At 48.4% G+C, this 15,517-nt stretch carries 10 protein-coding genes; 2 read left to right on the forward strand and 8 right to left on the reverse strand.

The annotated features are described in order from the left end of the window. Nucleotides 1–106: 106 nt before the first annotated feature. From ABFZ84_RS13260 to ABFZ84_RS13275, 4 genes are all read right to left on the reverse strand, one after another. Nucleotides 107–1,876 carry an amidohydrolase family protein gene (locus ABFZ84_RS13260; RefSeq protein ID WP_369314497.1) on the reverse strand — a complete coding sequence of 590 codons (1,770 nt, stop codon included), beginning with the start codon at nucleotides 1,874–1,876 and terminating at the stop codon, nucleotides 107–109. A 44-nt stretch (nucleotides 1,877–1,920) separates the two neighbouring features. After that, the gene (locus tag ABFZ84_RS13265) at nucleotides 1,921–3,165 is read right to left on the reverse strand and encodes an amidohydrolase family protein (RefSeq protein WP_369314498.1); all 1,245 of its coding nucleotides are present in this window, start codon (nucleotides 3,163–3,165) and stop codon (nucleotides 1,921–1,923) included. A 3-nt stretch (nucleotides 3,166–3,168) separates the two neighbouring features. Then, on the reverse strand, nucleotides 3,169–4,536 hold the full coding sequence (locus ABFZ84_RS13270) for an amidohydrolase (RefSeq protein WP_369314499.1): 1,368 nt from the start codon (nucleotides 4,534–4,536) through the stop codon (nucleotides 3,169–3,171). A 100-nt stretch (nucleotides 4,537–4,636) separates the two neighbouring features. Continuing rightward, nucleotides 4,637–7,741, reverse strand: a complete 3,105-nt coding sequence (locus ABFZ84_RS13275; RefSeq protein WP_369314500.1) for a TonB-dependent receptor plug domain-containing protein — start codon at nucleotides 7,739–7,741, stop codon at nucleotides 4,637–4,639. A 458-nt stretch (nucleotides 7,742–8,199) separates the two neighbouring features. Here ABFZ84_RS13275 and ABFZ84_RS13280 point away from each other — a divergent pair, with 458 nt between their 5' ends. After that, the gene (locus ABFZ84_RS13280; protein ID WP_369314501.1) at nucleotides 8,200–8,784 is read left to right on the forward strand and encodes a hypothetical protein; all 585 of its coding nucleotides are present in this window, start codon (nucleotides 8,200–8,202) and stop codon (nucleotides 8,782–8,784) included. A 38-nt stretch (nucleotides 8,785–8,822) separates the two neighbouring features. Continuing rightward, nucleotides 8,823–10,211, forward strand: coding sequence for an alanine/glycine:cation symporter family protein (locus ABFZ84_RS13285; RefSeq protein ID WP_407067094.1), 1,389 nt, complete (start codon nucleotides 8,823–8,825; stop codon nucleotides 10,209–10,211). Between the two features lie 203 nt (nucleotides 10,212–10,414). Here the strand turns inward: ABFZ84_RS13285 and ABFZ84_RS13290 are convergent, their stop codons facing one another. The 4 genes from ABFZ84_RS13290 to ABFZ84_RS13305 all read right to left on the reverse strand — a co-directional run bounded on the left by ABFZ84_RS13290 (nucleotide 10,415) and on the right by ABFZ84_RS13305 (nucleotide 15,375). Beyond that, nucleotides 10,415–11,986, reverse strand: a complete 1,572-nt coding sequence (locus tag ABFZ84_RS13290; RefSeq protein WP_369314502.1) for an ADP-ribosylglycohydrolase family protein — start codon at nucleotides 11,984–11,986, stop codon at nucleotides 10,415–10,417. Between the two features lie 201 nt (nucleotides 11,987–12,187). After that, nucleotides 12,188–13,087, reverse strand: a complete 900-nt coding sequence (locus tag ABFZ84_RS13295; RefSeq protein WP_369314503.1) for a WD40 repeat domain-containing protein — start codon at nucleotides 13,085–13,087, stop codon at nucleotides 12,188–12,190. Nucleotides 13,088–13,252: 165 nt separating this feature from the next. Next, on the reverse strand, nucleotides 13,253–14,404 hold the full coding sequence (locus ABFZ84_RS13300) for a CaiB/BaiF CoA transferase family protein (protein WP_369314504.1): 1,152 nt from the start codon (nucleotides 14,402–14,404) through the stop codon (nucleotides 13,253–13,255). Nucleotides 14,405–14,808: 404 nt separating this feature from the next. Further along, entirely contained in the window at nucleotides 14,809–15,375 is a 567-nt protein-coding gene (locus ABFZ84_RS13305) for a TetR/AcrR family transcriptional regulator (RefSeq protein WP_369314505.1), read from the reverse strand. Between the last annotated feature and the right edge of the window lie 142 nt (nucleotides 15,376–15,517).

Below are 15,517 nucleotides of genomic sequence, written 5' to 3' on the forward strand. Positions count from 1 at the left end.
TTGTCAAAACGTCGACAGAATAAGTAACCTTTAGGTCTTGCACTGATGACCCTCAGGTCAGTCCAACTTAAAGGTCAATGTCGATGAAATGTGGCTTTTCTACTATTTAGTAAAATGACACATTATCGATTTCGACCCACAATTCCTCTCCGGGTTCGCGGTAACCACCGATCGCAACAGCCAGAAGTGAATCAATTTTGGGCGCGCCGTCTGCCTTCATATCGCTAAACGGGACTTTCACAGATCTCCATTTTGTTCCCCCCTCGACCATTGCGCTTAATCGGCCCTCGACAGCATCCAACCGGACCTGATATTCGCCGTCGCCCCGAATTTCGAACGCCACGCCTTTAAATTCAGACGCATCTTTTGGTGTAAAACTACCGAGCGACAAAGGGAAAGCAGCGAAGGCCCGAGCGTTATTTTTCTCCGCCATATCAGCGGAAAGGTGTAATGCATGTCCGCCCTTCTCTCGCGCTTCCGTCTGTACAACAAGATTTGAACGCGGGTGCCCAGCATCGGCAAGCTCAAGCCGAGATGCACCGGATGCCGTTTTACCATCGGCACTTTCGAAATCATCAATCAGCTTTCCTGCTGGCACCGCATCGGGGCGCGCACTACCTTGCTCTGCGGTCAGCGAACCGCCCTTTGCCACGACTTCACCGTCAATGATGACATATTCAAGGTTGCGGAAATCGGAAATGTTTTTCCACGGTTTGCCTTTAACCAACACAAGATCTGCGCGCTTTCCTGACTCGATTGTTCCGCGATCATCGCTCAACCTAAGTGCCGCCGCGCTATTGGCCGTCCCCGCCATAAGGGCCTCTTTGGGTGACAACCCAAAATCAACAAGCAATTCAAGCTCCCGCAGTGTAGACTCGCCCAATGGGGTTGATGCAATTCCGGAATCTGTACCGAGAGCAATTTTCACGCCATTTTTTGCGAGGGTTTTTAGATTGTGTTTGGAATGTTTTTGACGCTTCCAAATACGATCCAATACCTCTTGGTCATCCTGACCTTCGAGTTTATCATCACGTGGTTCGTATACGGCCAATGTTGGCGCATAAATTGTATTATGCTTTGTTAGCAACTCCACCAACTCTTTGTCGGAATCCCGATCTTGAATCGCATGAACAATCGCCGAGACATTTGCTTTGGCTGCGCGTTTACCCAAATCTACTGAAACCACATGAGTTAGCACCGGAATATCGAGTACGTTTGCCTCCTCAACGATCGCCGAAAATGCATCGATATTGATGCTTGTATCATCAACGCCCGTGCCATACCGCCATCCATCAGCAAAAACCTTGATCACATCTGGCTCAAATTGGCTCAGCGATTTGACCGCTGCCCTTGCCTGACGCTCCGACCAGATGGCGCGGGTCATGTTTTCATCACCCCAGTCCGCCCCGTGACCGCCGGGGGTACCTACACGCGACGTATAAAGCACATGAGGAGAAATGAGTGTTTCATGATGTGCACGCTTAGGTCCGTAAGATTCTGGTGCCGAATGAAAATCGGTCACCGTGGTGACGCCACTAAGAACTAAGGCCGTTGCGGTTGTCGCACGATCCATATTGTCATTCGACGTCCAATGTACATGAATGTCGATTAGACCCGGAAGCAAACTCAAGCCGCTACCGTCGATAATTTCAAAATCAGACGACGGTTGGTCAATATCTTGTCCAACCGCAGAAATGCGCCCATCAACCACCAAAACATCTGCGGCGTATGGTTTGTCACGAACAGAATCGAAAACCGTTGCGCTCTTGATCAATAACGAACCACCCTCAGCATATGCGGCTGTCGTAACGCTTAGCGCACTCGACAACGCCAATGCCATTAGGTGAATTCCGCTTTTAGATCTTTTCGCTGTCATTCCGTCACTCCGATTTTCGTTTCTGTCCGCTTTAACTCAAAAGCTTAGTCGGCGCTCAAATATTTGTCGCGCAATATACTTTGTCGGTTCTCAAGGCTTTGCTCTTCTCCGTTAACATAGAGCGCCACAAGGTCAGTCAGCGGTTCAAATGGATCGCCAGACCAGATCGCAATATCTGCTTTTTGGCCAACAGCGATTGCGCCATAATTTTCCTGGCCCCAAATCCGGGCCGGGTTGATTGTTATTGCCTCCAACGCCGCCTGGCGCGAAAGACCATGCGAAACCGCAATACCCGCGTGATACCGCAGTAACCGAGCGTCATGACCCGCACGCGGGCCGATAATCGCGATTTTCACGCCCGCATCAACTAACCGCACTGCATTTTTGAACGATGAAGCGAGACGGTCAAAGGATTGCGGCAAGTTATCCGTTGGATCAAGAATCACGGGGATGTCTGCCGCCGCGATCTGATCAGCAACCACCCAGCCTTCGTTCGCGCGAGACAAAATAATCTGGATCTTCTCGTCTTTGCTCAACTGAATAATGTTGAGAATATCCGACGCTCGATCAACCGAAACGATAAGCGGCTTTTCTCCGCGCACTATTGGCACCAACGCATTTAGATCTGCCTGTGTCCAATCATTGGCATTCAACTCACCATTGTTCAACGCAGACGCCCTTTTCGCGTATAACCGAACATCCGCAAAAGCAGATTTCAGCTGTACGAACAATGCACCGCGACCAATATTTTTATCACTTAAATTCAACGTGACGCCAAGTTGCGACACATCAATAACCTTTAGACCCCCACCGGTATTAATAGACACAGATTGGCCGCCGAATTTTAACCCGCTCGGGTCACGACCAGAGCTTGTCGGCGTAACAAATGCACGCGTAACACCACCACTTCGAGCAACAGGTAACAGCGAAGATTGTGGATTGATCGCATATTGAAGATCGACCCCAGACGTCAGCGTGCTCTTCGCGCCAGAACCATCATTGGCATTTGCACCCGCATTGACCTCAACGGCACCGAGCGTCGTGTTCGCGACCACTAAACCGGGCGTAACTATCGCCCCTTTTAGGTCAACTATTCGCGCGCCATTCGGTACCCGAAGTTCCGCCCCAACAGCCGTAATCGTTTCGTCTTCAATAACAATAGACCCGGTCTTTAATTCGGCTTCCGGCCCGCCCGTAAATATCGTCGCATTTTGCAATAAAAGCGGCTGTGCGACAGCAGCGCCAAAGAGGCAGACAGATGAAACGAAAGCACTAAAACAGTAACGCATTGCCTATTCTCCCAAGCCTGGTTGTCCGAGTTCAAAATCTGAATGGTTTTGATATTCATTGGTTGCACGATCTACCATCAGTACACCATCGATATAGACCTGATCTGCGCGCGCATAGACACTAAATGGATCAGCCGACCAAAGAACAACATCAGCCATTTTGCCGACTTCAAGCGTTCCTGTTTCGTCAATAATGTCGAGTAATTTCGCTGGGTTCGCGGTGATCCATTTTATCGCTGTCTCACGATCAAAATTAAGACCGGACCGGCGCGCAGACGCCATTCCCAAGGCGGCTTCTACGTTAAGCCGCTGTATCAGCTTCGCACTGTCAGAATGCAAAATGGTGTTGACGCCAGCTTTTTCTAAAATCGCTGCATTTGCGTCGATCGCATCATAGGCTTCGAATTTGAAACCCCAGCGATTCGCCCATGTGGCAACGCCGATATTTTCTTTCGCAAGCATGTCTGCAATTTTATAGGCTTCAACTGCGTGATGAAACGCGCCGATGTTAAAACCAAACTCTTTTGAGACATCGACCATTTGGGTCATTTCGTCAGCACGGTAACAATGAATGTGTGGAATGATCTTACCGTCAAGAACATCGGCTAACGTCTCTAGCTGAAGATCAACCGTAAACGCATCGGGCTTAGCTGACCCAGCCCGCACAGCCGTTCGATGCTTTAACCGTTTTTGTTGATACGCCTTCGCTTTTTGCCAATGTTCACGAAAACCGGCGATATTTCCCATACGGGTAAAAGGCGTTCTCGCCTTTGAACCATATAAGCGCACTGGATTTTCACCACACGCCATTTTCAATCCCTGTGGCGCATCCGGAAACTTCATCGCTTGAACAGAAACGGCCGGTACATTTTTCAGTGTAACGCTCCGCCCACCGAATAGGTTTGTCGATCCCGGTAGCACCACCAAAGACGTTACCCCACCGTCGCGTGCGGCATCAAACGCAGGGTCCTGTGGCCAAATCGCATGTTCTGCCCACACTTCTGCGGTATTATTCCCCGTTTTCTCATTCCCGTCACGATTCGATGGAAGTGATGGCGACGGAAAAACACCGAGATGTGAATGCGCATCAATTATGCCGGGCGTAATCCAGCGGCCATTTGCATCAATGACATTCGCATTCTGCGGCACCGAAACATCTTTGCCAATGGCAGTAATTTTACCGCCTGACAGGATGATTGTACCGCCATCAATTCGTGGGCCCGCAGCAGTCAGAATAGTTGCGTTGATAATTGCCGTGGTCGGCGACTCCTTCGCCACATAAGTAGACGGATACAGCCCATCGCTTTGCGCGAACGCACCACTCAAAGTTGCCCCAAGGGCCGCGATTATAGAGAAAACAAGTCGGAACATGTGATCGACCTTTTATAAAAACGACAAAATAGCAAGGTCCGCTTCACCGTATTTCGCCAAGCAAGGCTATAATACGGTGAAGCGGCATCAGTTGAGTTGTTTAGAACTCTTTGCTGACATTTACATAGAGATATCGACCGATAGGTGACGCTAGGCGACCCATATATCCGTATGTTTCATCGGCAATTGGTGGCTCGTTGTCGAATAAATTTCGAACCCCAACGCGAATACGCGACTCGCGCAGCAATCCATCGTCGAAATTATATTCACCGAACAAATTCACCACAAGGTGCGAGTCCGTCAGATAGGTATCGCCGGTAACGTCATTCGTTAGTGACGTGTCATAAACACCACCAACATAACGCGCATGCGCACCAATTCTAACTTGATTTAATGCCCAGGTCAGAGACGTCGAATAGCGCCATTTTGGGTTACCATTCTGTTGGATAAGATCCGCTGACTCTGGAAGATCTGTACCGGAATTAATGGTCCCGTCTTCTTGGGCTGTAATCAAGTCATCAACACCATCAAGAACACCACGAGAGAATGAGATCAGCCGCGCCGCGTTAAAGCTTGCGCTAAAATCACCAATCGATGTTCCATTTAGACGCCACGACATACCAATATCGAGACCTTCAGCAGATTGTGGCGCCAGGTTTCTATATTGATCGTTAACATAGCGAACCTCACCGACGGGATCTAAGCCCGTACCAGCAAATTGCGCAATGTCAGTCGCAGTTGGTGCCGCACGTACAACATCAGGGTTTTCACTTCCCTGAAGGCGATTGAGATAATCTAGAGCGAGGGCATTTCCTCCGCCAAAGACGCCAACAATACCTTCTTGTTGGACCGACCAATAATCCGCCGTAAGTGTCAATGCACCCATTGATTGCGGAATAAACTGCGGTTCAAGCACTACACCGACCGAATAGTTTTCGGATGTTTCCGGTTTAAGATCTGGGTTACCAGCGCGTCGCGCCGTTGCAACAACATCAGCGTTACAATCGTCAAATGACGCAATTCGACCAGCCCGTAAGTCAGCTTCACAGCGGACCCAATCCGTACGCGTATTACCACGCGTAACGATCAGCGCATTTACCTGTTCAAGGTTTGGCGCACGGAAGCCTTGTGAGTATGACCCGCGGAAACGCAACCCATCTAAAACATCCCATTTGAAAGCGACCTTCGGCTTACCAACGCTACCAAAGTCACTGTAATGTTCAAATCGCCCCGCAAGCTGAAGATCAAGTGATCGCATCAAAGGTACACCCATCTCAGGTGAGACAAGCGGTACCGCAACCTCTACATATGCCGATGTCACTTTGCGAGAACCAAAATTATCTGGTGTTGGACTTACGCCAAACAAGTTGCTGTTTTGCGTAATTCCCAAAACCGAGTCGAACCAGACATTGGTGCCATCAACATTAGGGTCACGGTCATCAAGTTGCGTTTCTCGGCGGAACTCAAGACCACCTGCAAAACCAACATCCCCGGCCCACATAGTAATCGCATCGGGGCGTGAAAAGCTTAGGTCCCATTGAAACAACGTCGTTTTGTTCCGGCGGTTTGCTTCTATACTAATCGCATCAATTGCCGCTTGAGAACTAACCGTCGTATCCACACCCGGATTGGCGAGATCCCCGCCATTAAATGGGTTGAATGCATCCGGCGTAGATAGCGCTAGATTCTGTTGGAAAAGAGTGGCGTCTATTCCCTGTTGGCGATCATCGACGCTCGCTTCGCTATACAGAAATGCCGTTTCCCAATCGAGGCCAAATGCTTGGCCGCGAACCCCTGCAAGCGCCCGGAACTGTTCTGCTTTAACGCGAACCGTAGTTGGCCCCAAGTCCGAAAAGCGTAGCGTACGAAGGATTACAGGAACGCCTTCTGCTGGCGCGTCAATGCCCGGCAAACGATTGGGATTAACCGACCCATCCGCAAAGGTAACAGGGCCGAATGGGTTCCAATAATTCGTTGCAGGAACGGTCATTCTGATCGAACCGATTGTGAAGATCGAGTCCTGAACACTTTTGGTGTTAGAGCGATAATAACCGCCCTCTCCGAATAATTCCAAATTGTCAGTTAGCTCATACTTACCGGTTGCGAATAGATTTAAACGCTCAAGGTCGGGTAGCACTGAGACAGGGTTGACAGCCAAATTATCCCAACGAAGGTTTTCATCTGTACTTGTTGTTGATGGATTTCCATCATCAATACAAACGCCGACTTGCGCTGTATCAGCTCGACATCCGACATTTGTCGCCGGTTGCAAATGGAAAATCCCGCTGGAATTCGTCACCCCAACTCCGCCTTGGCTAACAAGGGATCCATCCGCCGTCTGAAAAACGCCCCAGGGTGTCGTTGTGCTGGTATTACGAAGCTGTGTGTCACCCTCGTAATCAGTGCCTTCAAAAAGGAATCTCTTGTCTGCTGACGACGTGAAATCTTGATCACTAGAGACTAAATCGGTTCGGTCAGTGTAATTTGCAAAAAGCGTGATGTTTCCGCGACCACCGTCGAAATTTTTGCCAAAAACACCGTTGAGATTGATCTCACGAAGGTTCGTACCCAACGCGTTACCATACTGAGCATCAATTTTTGCTCCGTCGTAATCATCAATCAAAACAGTGTTCACAACACCAGCAACTGCGTCTGAGCCATAAATTGCGCCCGCGCCATCGCGTAGCACTTCAACCCGTTCGACACCATTCACAGGGATAGTATTACTATTGAACGTCAACACAGGGGCCAGATTGCTGCTGGCTTGACTGCTCGGGTAATTGACGCCGCGTCGGCCATTGATCAGTACAAGTGTATTACCAATACCTAAATTACGGATGTCAATTGAACCGACATCGCCGCGAGCAAAATTGCTACTGACCTGGCCGGATGTCTGGTTAAAACTTACATCACCAGCCTGTGGAATGGATAGAAAAAGCTCCTCGCCAGATACGGCAGCGATTGTGTCAATTTCTTCGCGGTCCATGACGGTAACCGGTAATGCATCGCCAATCTGGGCACCTGATATTCGGCTACCAACAACGACGATTGTATCGTCGTCTGTGCCTTCTACTTGCTCTTGTGCTTGGGCCGTTCCGAACGCCCCTATCATTGCGACCAGTGACACCGAACCCATCGCGAAATGACGTTTCAAGTGGGTTGATTTTGATGCGAGTGAATGTGTGGTGATTGTCATTTTAGACATTATTCCCCTCTTCGTTTGTTCGAATTTATTATCGAGGCGCAAATTCGAATGTGCTGAATAGTTTCCCTCGCAAAAATCCTAGCGCGAGATTCGCGACGGATTTTTTTTATAAATGGGGGATTGGGATCAATACGAAGTAGGATTTCTTCTGTAACTCGATAACTAAAGAAAAATTTTTTGCAGCGCTATTCTCTGCTAGTGCAATAAGTCTTTCGCGTTTCGCTTTGCGCAAGAGCGGTCGCGCCACGAGAACGAATGAATACCAGACACTTTTACGGGCCATGCAGCGAATACAGCGCATTCAAAGAGAAATTTTCCTCAAGAACGCAAAATTTGAAATTTTCTACGATCCATTCCGAAGATTGAACTTAAGAACAAAAATTTTTTCTCAGGAATTGCGGCACAATCAGATCGGTACACAAAGGCCCGAGATAGAAAAGTAATTGGTATTTAAATTGATGATACAATCTACGCCGACTTTTGAATCCCCAACAGCCGCAACCCACAAAACGCCAGATTTCGTCTTAAAAACGCGTGATGACATTCGCGATAGCCTTCAAGCATCTTCGAGTCATCACCGTAACAACCTGCTTAAAGAGTGCGTTAAAGCGGCCGCCAAAAATTCGGATTTTGAACGATACATCACAGCACCAAAACCGGGCGCTTATGACCGCGCCATTATTTATACAGACCCCGCCTTCTATTTTAGCCTAATGATGTTGACGTGGGCACCGGGCGCTAAAACACCGATTCACGGGCACAATTCCTACGGCTTTGTGGGTATTTGCTCAGGCAAGATTGCCGTAGAGTGCTTTGAGCGGGTCAACCTTGGGGATAGCCAATTTTCCATCGTACCCAATTATAGCTGTATCAGTAATGCGGGCGATGTTGCGGATGCCCATAGTGGGGCCGAGGGAATTCATCGATTGAGCAATCCGACCACAAGACAAGCGGTATCACTTCATCTATACCGGATGGATCTATCAGAAGATCCCGCTGCGATTAATGATGTTTACGAAGAACGCCGTTTATCGTCCTTGTGAAAACATATACCACATCTGCTTTTTAGAAAGATAAAACCTTGGGTGCGTTCGAAGCTTTAATTACGACGATGGCAAACTGGATTTGGGGCTTGCCGCTTGTTCTGTTGATCACGGGCAGCGGGATGTTCTTCTTTCTGTTCTCTCGGTTTCTGCCGTTTCGACACCTGCCTCACAGCATCGCTGTGCTTACCGGGCGTCACGACCAATCGGGTGATCCAGGTCTCATTAGCCATTTTCAAGCGCTTTCGGTCGCCCTCGCCGCCACTATCGGCATGGGCAATATCGCTGGCGTTGCTATCGCCATTTCTGTGGGAGGGCCGGGCGCAATTTTTTGGATGTGGATGTCTGCGATACTCGGAATGGCGACGAAATATTTCACTTGCACACTCGCCGTAATGTATCGCGGCCGCGACTCCGAGGGTGTCCTCCAGGGCGGGCCAATGTACGTCATCGTTGAGGGCCTCGGTAAAAAATGGAAGCCCCTCGCCATCTGGTTCTGTGTCGCAGGTATGGCCGGCTGTTTGCCGGTGTTTAATGCAAATCAGCTCACCCAAGCCGTACGGGATATTTTACTGATCCCGGCGGGTGTCGAAGACCTGAAAACCGCAAGTTTTATCATTGGGCTGATCTTAATGTCGATCACCGCAGCCGTCATCTTCGGCGGACTCAAAAGGATCAGTCATGTCGTCACGATGGTCGTGCCATTTATGGTCATCATCTATGTGATTGCCGTCTTGGGCATCATTTTAATCAATGTGGAGGATGTCCCGAAATACTTCACCTTGATCTTTACTGATGCGTTTTCCGCTAACTTTTTTAAGGGCGATGCAATGTTTGGCGGAGCCTTGGGCGGCTTGATCCTACTCGGCGTGCGACGTGCGGCCTTTTCAAATGAGGCCGGTCTTGGCACCGCCCCCATGGCCCATGGCGCAGCAAAAACCTCAGAGCCAGTCCATGAGGGCCTGGTCGCTATGCTTGGTCCGGTAATCGACACCCTTATCGTCTGCACCATGACCGCACTCGCTATCCTCATGACCGGCGTGTGGCAATCAACTGAAAGCAATGGCGTGACCCTAACGGCCAATGCATTTGAATCCGCCTATCCCGGTTTTGGCGGCTATATCCTCTTATTGTGCATTTTATCATTTGGCGGATCGTCGCTGATCTCTTACTCATATTTTGGAAAGAAGTGCTTTTCCTTCCTCTTCGGCGTCAAACGATCTTGGGTTTATAATGCCGTCTATGTGGCAACTATTCTTATGGGTGCGGTCTCATCTCTTGGGCTAATTCTCAATTTTATTGATTTCAGCTTTGCCATGATGGCCATACCGACCGTCACCTCTGCCCTCATCCTCTCTCCCAAAGTCATCAAAACGTCAAAAGAGTATTTCCAAAGACAACGCGCGGAAGAACAACAAAGTATCTAGGGGCGACCTACTCTTTTGAACGCAGCCACGCTCAGGTAGCAAAATGGCTGCATCAAAGAAGATGACGGACGCATGAACAGCAAAAGCGTTTTGAGAGCCCTAACCAATGTGATAATGGCGCACGGCGTGTCTGATCACATTCGCACTGATATTTGAATTTGCAAAAATTCCGGATTTTCGGGCCAATCCAAAAGTCGGAAGCGTTAGTGGAGAGTAATGCGTTCCTTCGGCTTCTCATCATAAGTAATGATATCAGTCAAATAGACCGAAGCCCCCTCGGAAGGGTTAAGCAATTTTATTTCCACCTGATGATCACCCGCAGCAAGTTGGTATTTCCAAAATAGGTAAAATCGGCGAACGTCAAAATCACTCGGCAACGAAGCAGTCTCCACCAACTCTCCGTCTACATATAATTCTGCTTTAAACTCATGTTGATTTTCCGTATCATCCTTTGCGTATCCCATAACCGCAAAACCGTTACCGTTGAAATCAAACTGATAACTCCCTTCGACCCGCGTGCCATCAACGGTCAAAAACGGAATCACCGCCGTGTAATAGGATAAATTACGACGTTCTTTCAAATAGTGGCCATCGAAAGAGACTTCTAATGGCACGACCTTTGGGTCCTGAATTTTTATCGTGACCTTTTCGCCCGTAACGGCACCGCCACCGCTCTCTATCACATCAACGGCATGATCGAATGACATTCTGTATGCATCATTTAGTGAAATTTCTGTATGCGCAAACTGCGTATCCTCGACATCACTTAGCCCTTGCATCCAATAAGTCGGGATCGCGTCATATCCGTATATGGTACCTAAAATGCCAGCAGCCGTTGCAGGGTTACAATCGGCGTCGTCACCAGCACGAGTTGCAATTTCAATCGTTTTTGCAAAATCACCATCGCCATACAATAACCCTAACACAACCCATGCAGCGTTTATTTTCGCATCGATATTAAACGGAGAATGAGCGCCTGCGGGACCAAGATCCGTATCCGACCATTTTTTGTGAATTTCAAACCACGCGTGTTTCCAATCCTCAGGATTGTCATCATGTAGTTTTACAACGTCTAAAATGGTCTGATGAAACTGGCTTTCTGGTGGAATAGTTGACAGCGCCGTATCAATAATCTCACTAATATCTGCGGTGATAAAAGCTTGCGAATACATCGCGGCTACAAAAACTCCGCCATACCAGCCATCTCCATAATTCATGATATGGCCGATTTTATCGCTCAACTGGGTCGCCGTATTAATCATTCCAGGGCTCATTATACCAATGAAATCGGCTTCAATCTGAAAATCAATATCATCCGCTGCCGGATTATTAAGCCAATGACCGGACGCAGGCGGCGTTAAACCATTCAAAACATTATATCGCGCCATTTGATTAGCGAACCACAACGGATATTTCGCATTTGCAAATGCGTCGGCAAAAGATTGAACAGGCGCGTCCACGCCTTCATCTTCGATAACCTGAACAAAACTCAAATCCATATAAATATCATCATAAGCACCCGGCGAGTATTCATATGTATTTTTCAATGAATTCTCGTCCCACGGGACCGGGAAACTTTCTGGTACCAAAGCGCTCTGGAAACGAAATTCGACTGGAAAACCATAGGTCACGCCAATCGTTTGCGCCGCCCACGCACCTTTAATTTTATTCATTAATTCGTCGCGTGACAGCTTGAATTCCTCAGCCAAAGCTGGCGCGGAATACATGACGCTGGAACAAAATAAACAAACGGCAAGTCGGCGAAAGTGTTTCATTGACATCATGGCTCCTGCTTTTCGCTCCTACTAGCCGAAGTAACATGGCGGCTCGCCTAGGATTCGGTCATAACGATGCCCACGTCTACAGCAACTGAATAGTCATTTTGCGCAGATTAACCGACCGAGTATCAAAAAACTTCGTCGCGCACACAGGCGGTTACGACAGGCATAATACTTTGATGCAAAAACGTCTAACTACTATAGTTGGAACGCACGATAATAGAGCGATTCCATATCGAGATCTGATTGACTGAACCATAGATCTTTGTGTTCGATTATCTGTTCGACAATGACATCGAATGGTTTCGTCTCGTGTCTTTGCAGCGCCTCAAGGTCAATGATTTCTATATGGTTTTCAACGCTACCAATAGCGCATGATTTACCAAAGGGGTGGTATCCCACGGAAAATATTTGCGATGTGGTATTTCTATAAACCCACAATTTCGTTTCTAAACTAAATAATACCGAGCCGCGCTTGGTTCCGGCCAACAAAAACTTTCCATCCGGACTAAATGAAAGAGCCGCCTCATGATCGGGTGCTTTGAACTCCCCGAGATACTCACCACTCTCTAATGTCCATACCCGAACCGCATTATCATATGCATATGAAACAGCGACATGCTGATTATCATGGCTGAACGCGACATTTACGGTACAGGCCTCATATGAATCGCGCTGCCATGATAATTGCGCAACTTGTCGCCCCGTCGCGTTTTCAAAAACCCCGACATAATCGCTACGGTCTGCGTAATAGACCCCGTCGTCACTTTTTCTATTTACGCGTGAAGCTACTTCTGCGCCATCAGGCGGCGGTAGCCGCTTTCCGTCCGATACCCGAATATGGGTCGGCCCATCTTCACTAAGGTAGAAAATACTCTCGCCAGTCGCAGAATAATTTATCCGTTCAAAAACTTCCGGCCCCTCTTCGACCGATATTTTCTGAACATTGGGCCCTATGGTGCCAGTGGTTTTATATCCGTCGAGCAGTAGAGTAAGGCGTAAAGAAAAACTTTGATGCAAGCCAGGGTCAAGCGGCACGTTCTCGCCCGTATCAATCCGCGATTGCAAATATTCGCTAAACTCTGTCAACGCATCCATATCTTATCTCACTAGTCTTCAGTTTTTAGATAAGAATATTATTAATGCATGCCTTTCGAGAAAGCCAAGACCGAGAACGCGACGCACCACAGTCAATGCGTTGTTGGTTTATCTTATCTCCAGCGGAACCACCGACATCAATTCTTTTGGCATTCTAAGGACTGCCTAGTCCTCGTCATCAGACTGAATTTCAGACAAAACCTCTTCGCGGTCTGCATCAAGCGCAGGAGCCGGACGGTCTGGCATTTCTTTCGCTGTGTAGCTCGCGAAGGGTGAACTTGCATACAGCAATTTACCTTCGCGCGGATGCGACATCGTTTTAAAATATCCGGTTTCCGCTAAATGGGGCTCCGTGGGCAAATCTTCCAATTTATTGACGGGCGCGCAAGGGATGTCAGCTTTGCGTAACGCCTCCAGCCATTCTTGCGTGGATTTTTCCGGCGCTGCCTTTTCAATTAACTCATAAAGTTTTTCGATCTCGCTGGACCGAGTCTCATCATTTAAAATCAGTGGCGAGTCAGCGAGATCATCCCGATTGATCAGACGCAGAAACCGCCGCCACTGAGCCGCCGTATAAGGCATGATAGCAACATAGCCATCACGCGTCGGATAAGGGCGGCGCCCGGCCGCGTTTAGCCGTGCATATCCGCGATCCGGAAGGTCGGGAATAAAGCTTTGACCACTGAGTTGTTCAATTAAAAGGAACGATGCCATCGCTTCGTACATTGGCGTTTCAATATGACACCCCTCACCCGTTCTAGCGTGAGCTGCAACGCCCGCTGCGATCGCAAATGCCAAATGCAGACCGGCCACCTTATCGCATATTATTGTACGAACAAAACGCGGCGTCCCACTTTCATCTGCGTTCAACCAAGCCATGCCCGAAGCAGCTTGAATGCAATCATCATAAGCCGGCTCATCACCATACTTCCCTTGTCCGAAGCCTCTGGCAGAGCAGAAAACAATGTCTGATTTGTAGTTTTTGATCGACGTGTAATCGACGCCAAGTTTAGAGGCGCTGTTGTCGCGCAAATTGTGAACGAAGACATCAGCCGTTTGAACTAATCTAGCCAGAATATCGTGATCCGCACTATCGGTAAGATCAAGCACAATAGAACGTTTGTTGCGGTTTACGTTCAAAAAGCCGGCACCGTCACCGCCCTTTCGTCCGGGGCGCGCCGCCCGAAATACATCCCCGCCTTTCGGCTCCACCTTAATGACATCGGCGCCCATATCAGCCAAAAGCTGAGTCGCGTATGGCCCCAGAACAACCGTACTTAAATCGATTATTCGCACCCCTTTTAAAAGGTCGTACATCGTTTACCCTCTACCCATCATGCTTCTTTCTGAACCAGCACATTCATAGCACGACTACAACAAATATTTAGAGCATTGCATGGCTCACTCACCGTCGGCATCCCAACCTTCACCCAACAGATCACGATTAAAGTATCGCATCCACCATTTAAAGGCTTCATCATCAATATTGTTCAGCATAGCGCGTAAGGTATCAATGCGTTCATCCTACCGTAGATTAAACATTCATAAATCACGGTCACATGCGCCTCTTGGCTGGTAAACATCAATCCGAAAGCCGGGCGATGCGAGCGCGAGTCCGACTGTTCGGGATCAATCAGCGCATGCGCAGCAAACAGAAATTACCGGAGCATTTAAACTATAAGGCTCTCGGAAAAAACGCGGGAGCCAATGGGAATACACGGTCAGCTATGAAGCGTTGAGATTAATATTTTTTCGGCTGCTTGACGGGCATCTTTTGCTACTTGTTTTGCATCATGCAAGTGCGCGAGTACAATCGCCCCTTCCTTTACGATGAGAAGCTCTCGCGCAAGCATTTCAGGGTGCTTCACACCTGCTTTGCTTGCTCGTGCCGTAAAGTCCTTAGCCAATAACCGCTTATGTTCTGCCGCTGTGGCGTGAATCGGATGGGTGCGATCTTGAAATTCAGACGATGCTTTAATGAACATGCAGCTTTTAAATTCGGGCTCTTCAAACCACTCACCTAGGGCATCAAAAATTGCAATAAGCTGATCTTTTGGATCCTGCGCCATTGCTTCAATTCTCCGCACTAACCAGTTCCGAAATTGTTCATCACGCAACCTCAGCGTTGCGAGGATCAGCTCTTCTTTTGTACGGAAATGTTTGTAAATCGCCGTTTTAGAAACGCCCGTCTCTTTGGCCAAGCGATCCATGCCGATTGCATGGAACCCCCCACTATAAAATGCGCACAACGCCTTTTGGACCAACTCATCACGCTTTGAAGCACTCATTTCATAAACCCTAAATCAACACAATAACTGAGTTGTAAATATGCAAACCCGTGATTTCATACAAGGGGTAATATTTTTCGCAATGTTTTCAATGCACAAATGAACACGGCACCTCCTGAATAGCTATCACCTGAAATTATTT

The sequence above is a fragment of the Hyphococcus lacteus genome (genome assembly GCF_041058985.1).
Classification (GTDB): Bacteria; Pseudomonadota; Alphaproteobacteria; order Caulobacterales; family Parvularculaceae; genus Hyphococcus; species Hyphococcus lacteus.

Bases quoted from the DNA above. Each gene is read 5' to 3' on its own strand.
- ABFZ84_RS13275 (WP_369314500.1), bottom strand. From the start codon at position 7,741: ATGTCTAAAATGACAATCACCACACATTCACTCGCATCAAAATCAACC.
- ABFZ84_RS13295 (WP_369314503.1), bottom strand. From the start codon at position 13,087: ATGGATGCGTTGACAGAGTTTAGCGAATATTTGCAATCGCGGATTGAT.
- ABFZ84_RS13300 (WP_369314504.1), bottom strand. From the start codon at position 14,404: ATGTACGACCTTTTAAAAGGGGTGCGAATAATCGATTTAAGTACGGTT.
- ABFZ84_RS13280 (WP_369314501.1), top strand. From the start codon at position 8,200: ATGATACAATCTACGCCGACTTTTGAATCCCCAACAGCCGCAACCCAC.
- ABFZ84_RS13290 (WP_369314502.1), bottom strand. From the start codon at position 11,986: ATGAAACACTTTCGCCGACTTGCCGTTTGTTTATTTTGTTCCAGCGTC.
- ABFZ84_RS13260 (WP_369314497.1), bottom strand. From the start codon at position 1,876: ATGACAGCGAAAAGATCTAAAAGCGGAATTCACCTAATGGCATTGGCG.
- ABFZ84_RS13265 (WP_369314498.1), bottom strand. From the start codon at position 3,165: ATGCGTTACTGTTTTAGTGCTTTCGTTTCATCTGTCTGCCTCTTTGGC.
- ABFZ84_RS13305 (WP_369314505.1), bottom strand. From the start codon at position 15,375: ATGAGTGCTTCAAAGCGTGATGAGTTGGTCCAAAAGGCGTTGTGCGCA.
- ABFZ84_RS13270 (WP_369314499.1), bottom strand. From the start codon at position 4,536: ATGTTCCGACTTGTTTTCTCTATAATCGCGGCCCTTGGGGCAACTTTG.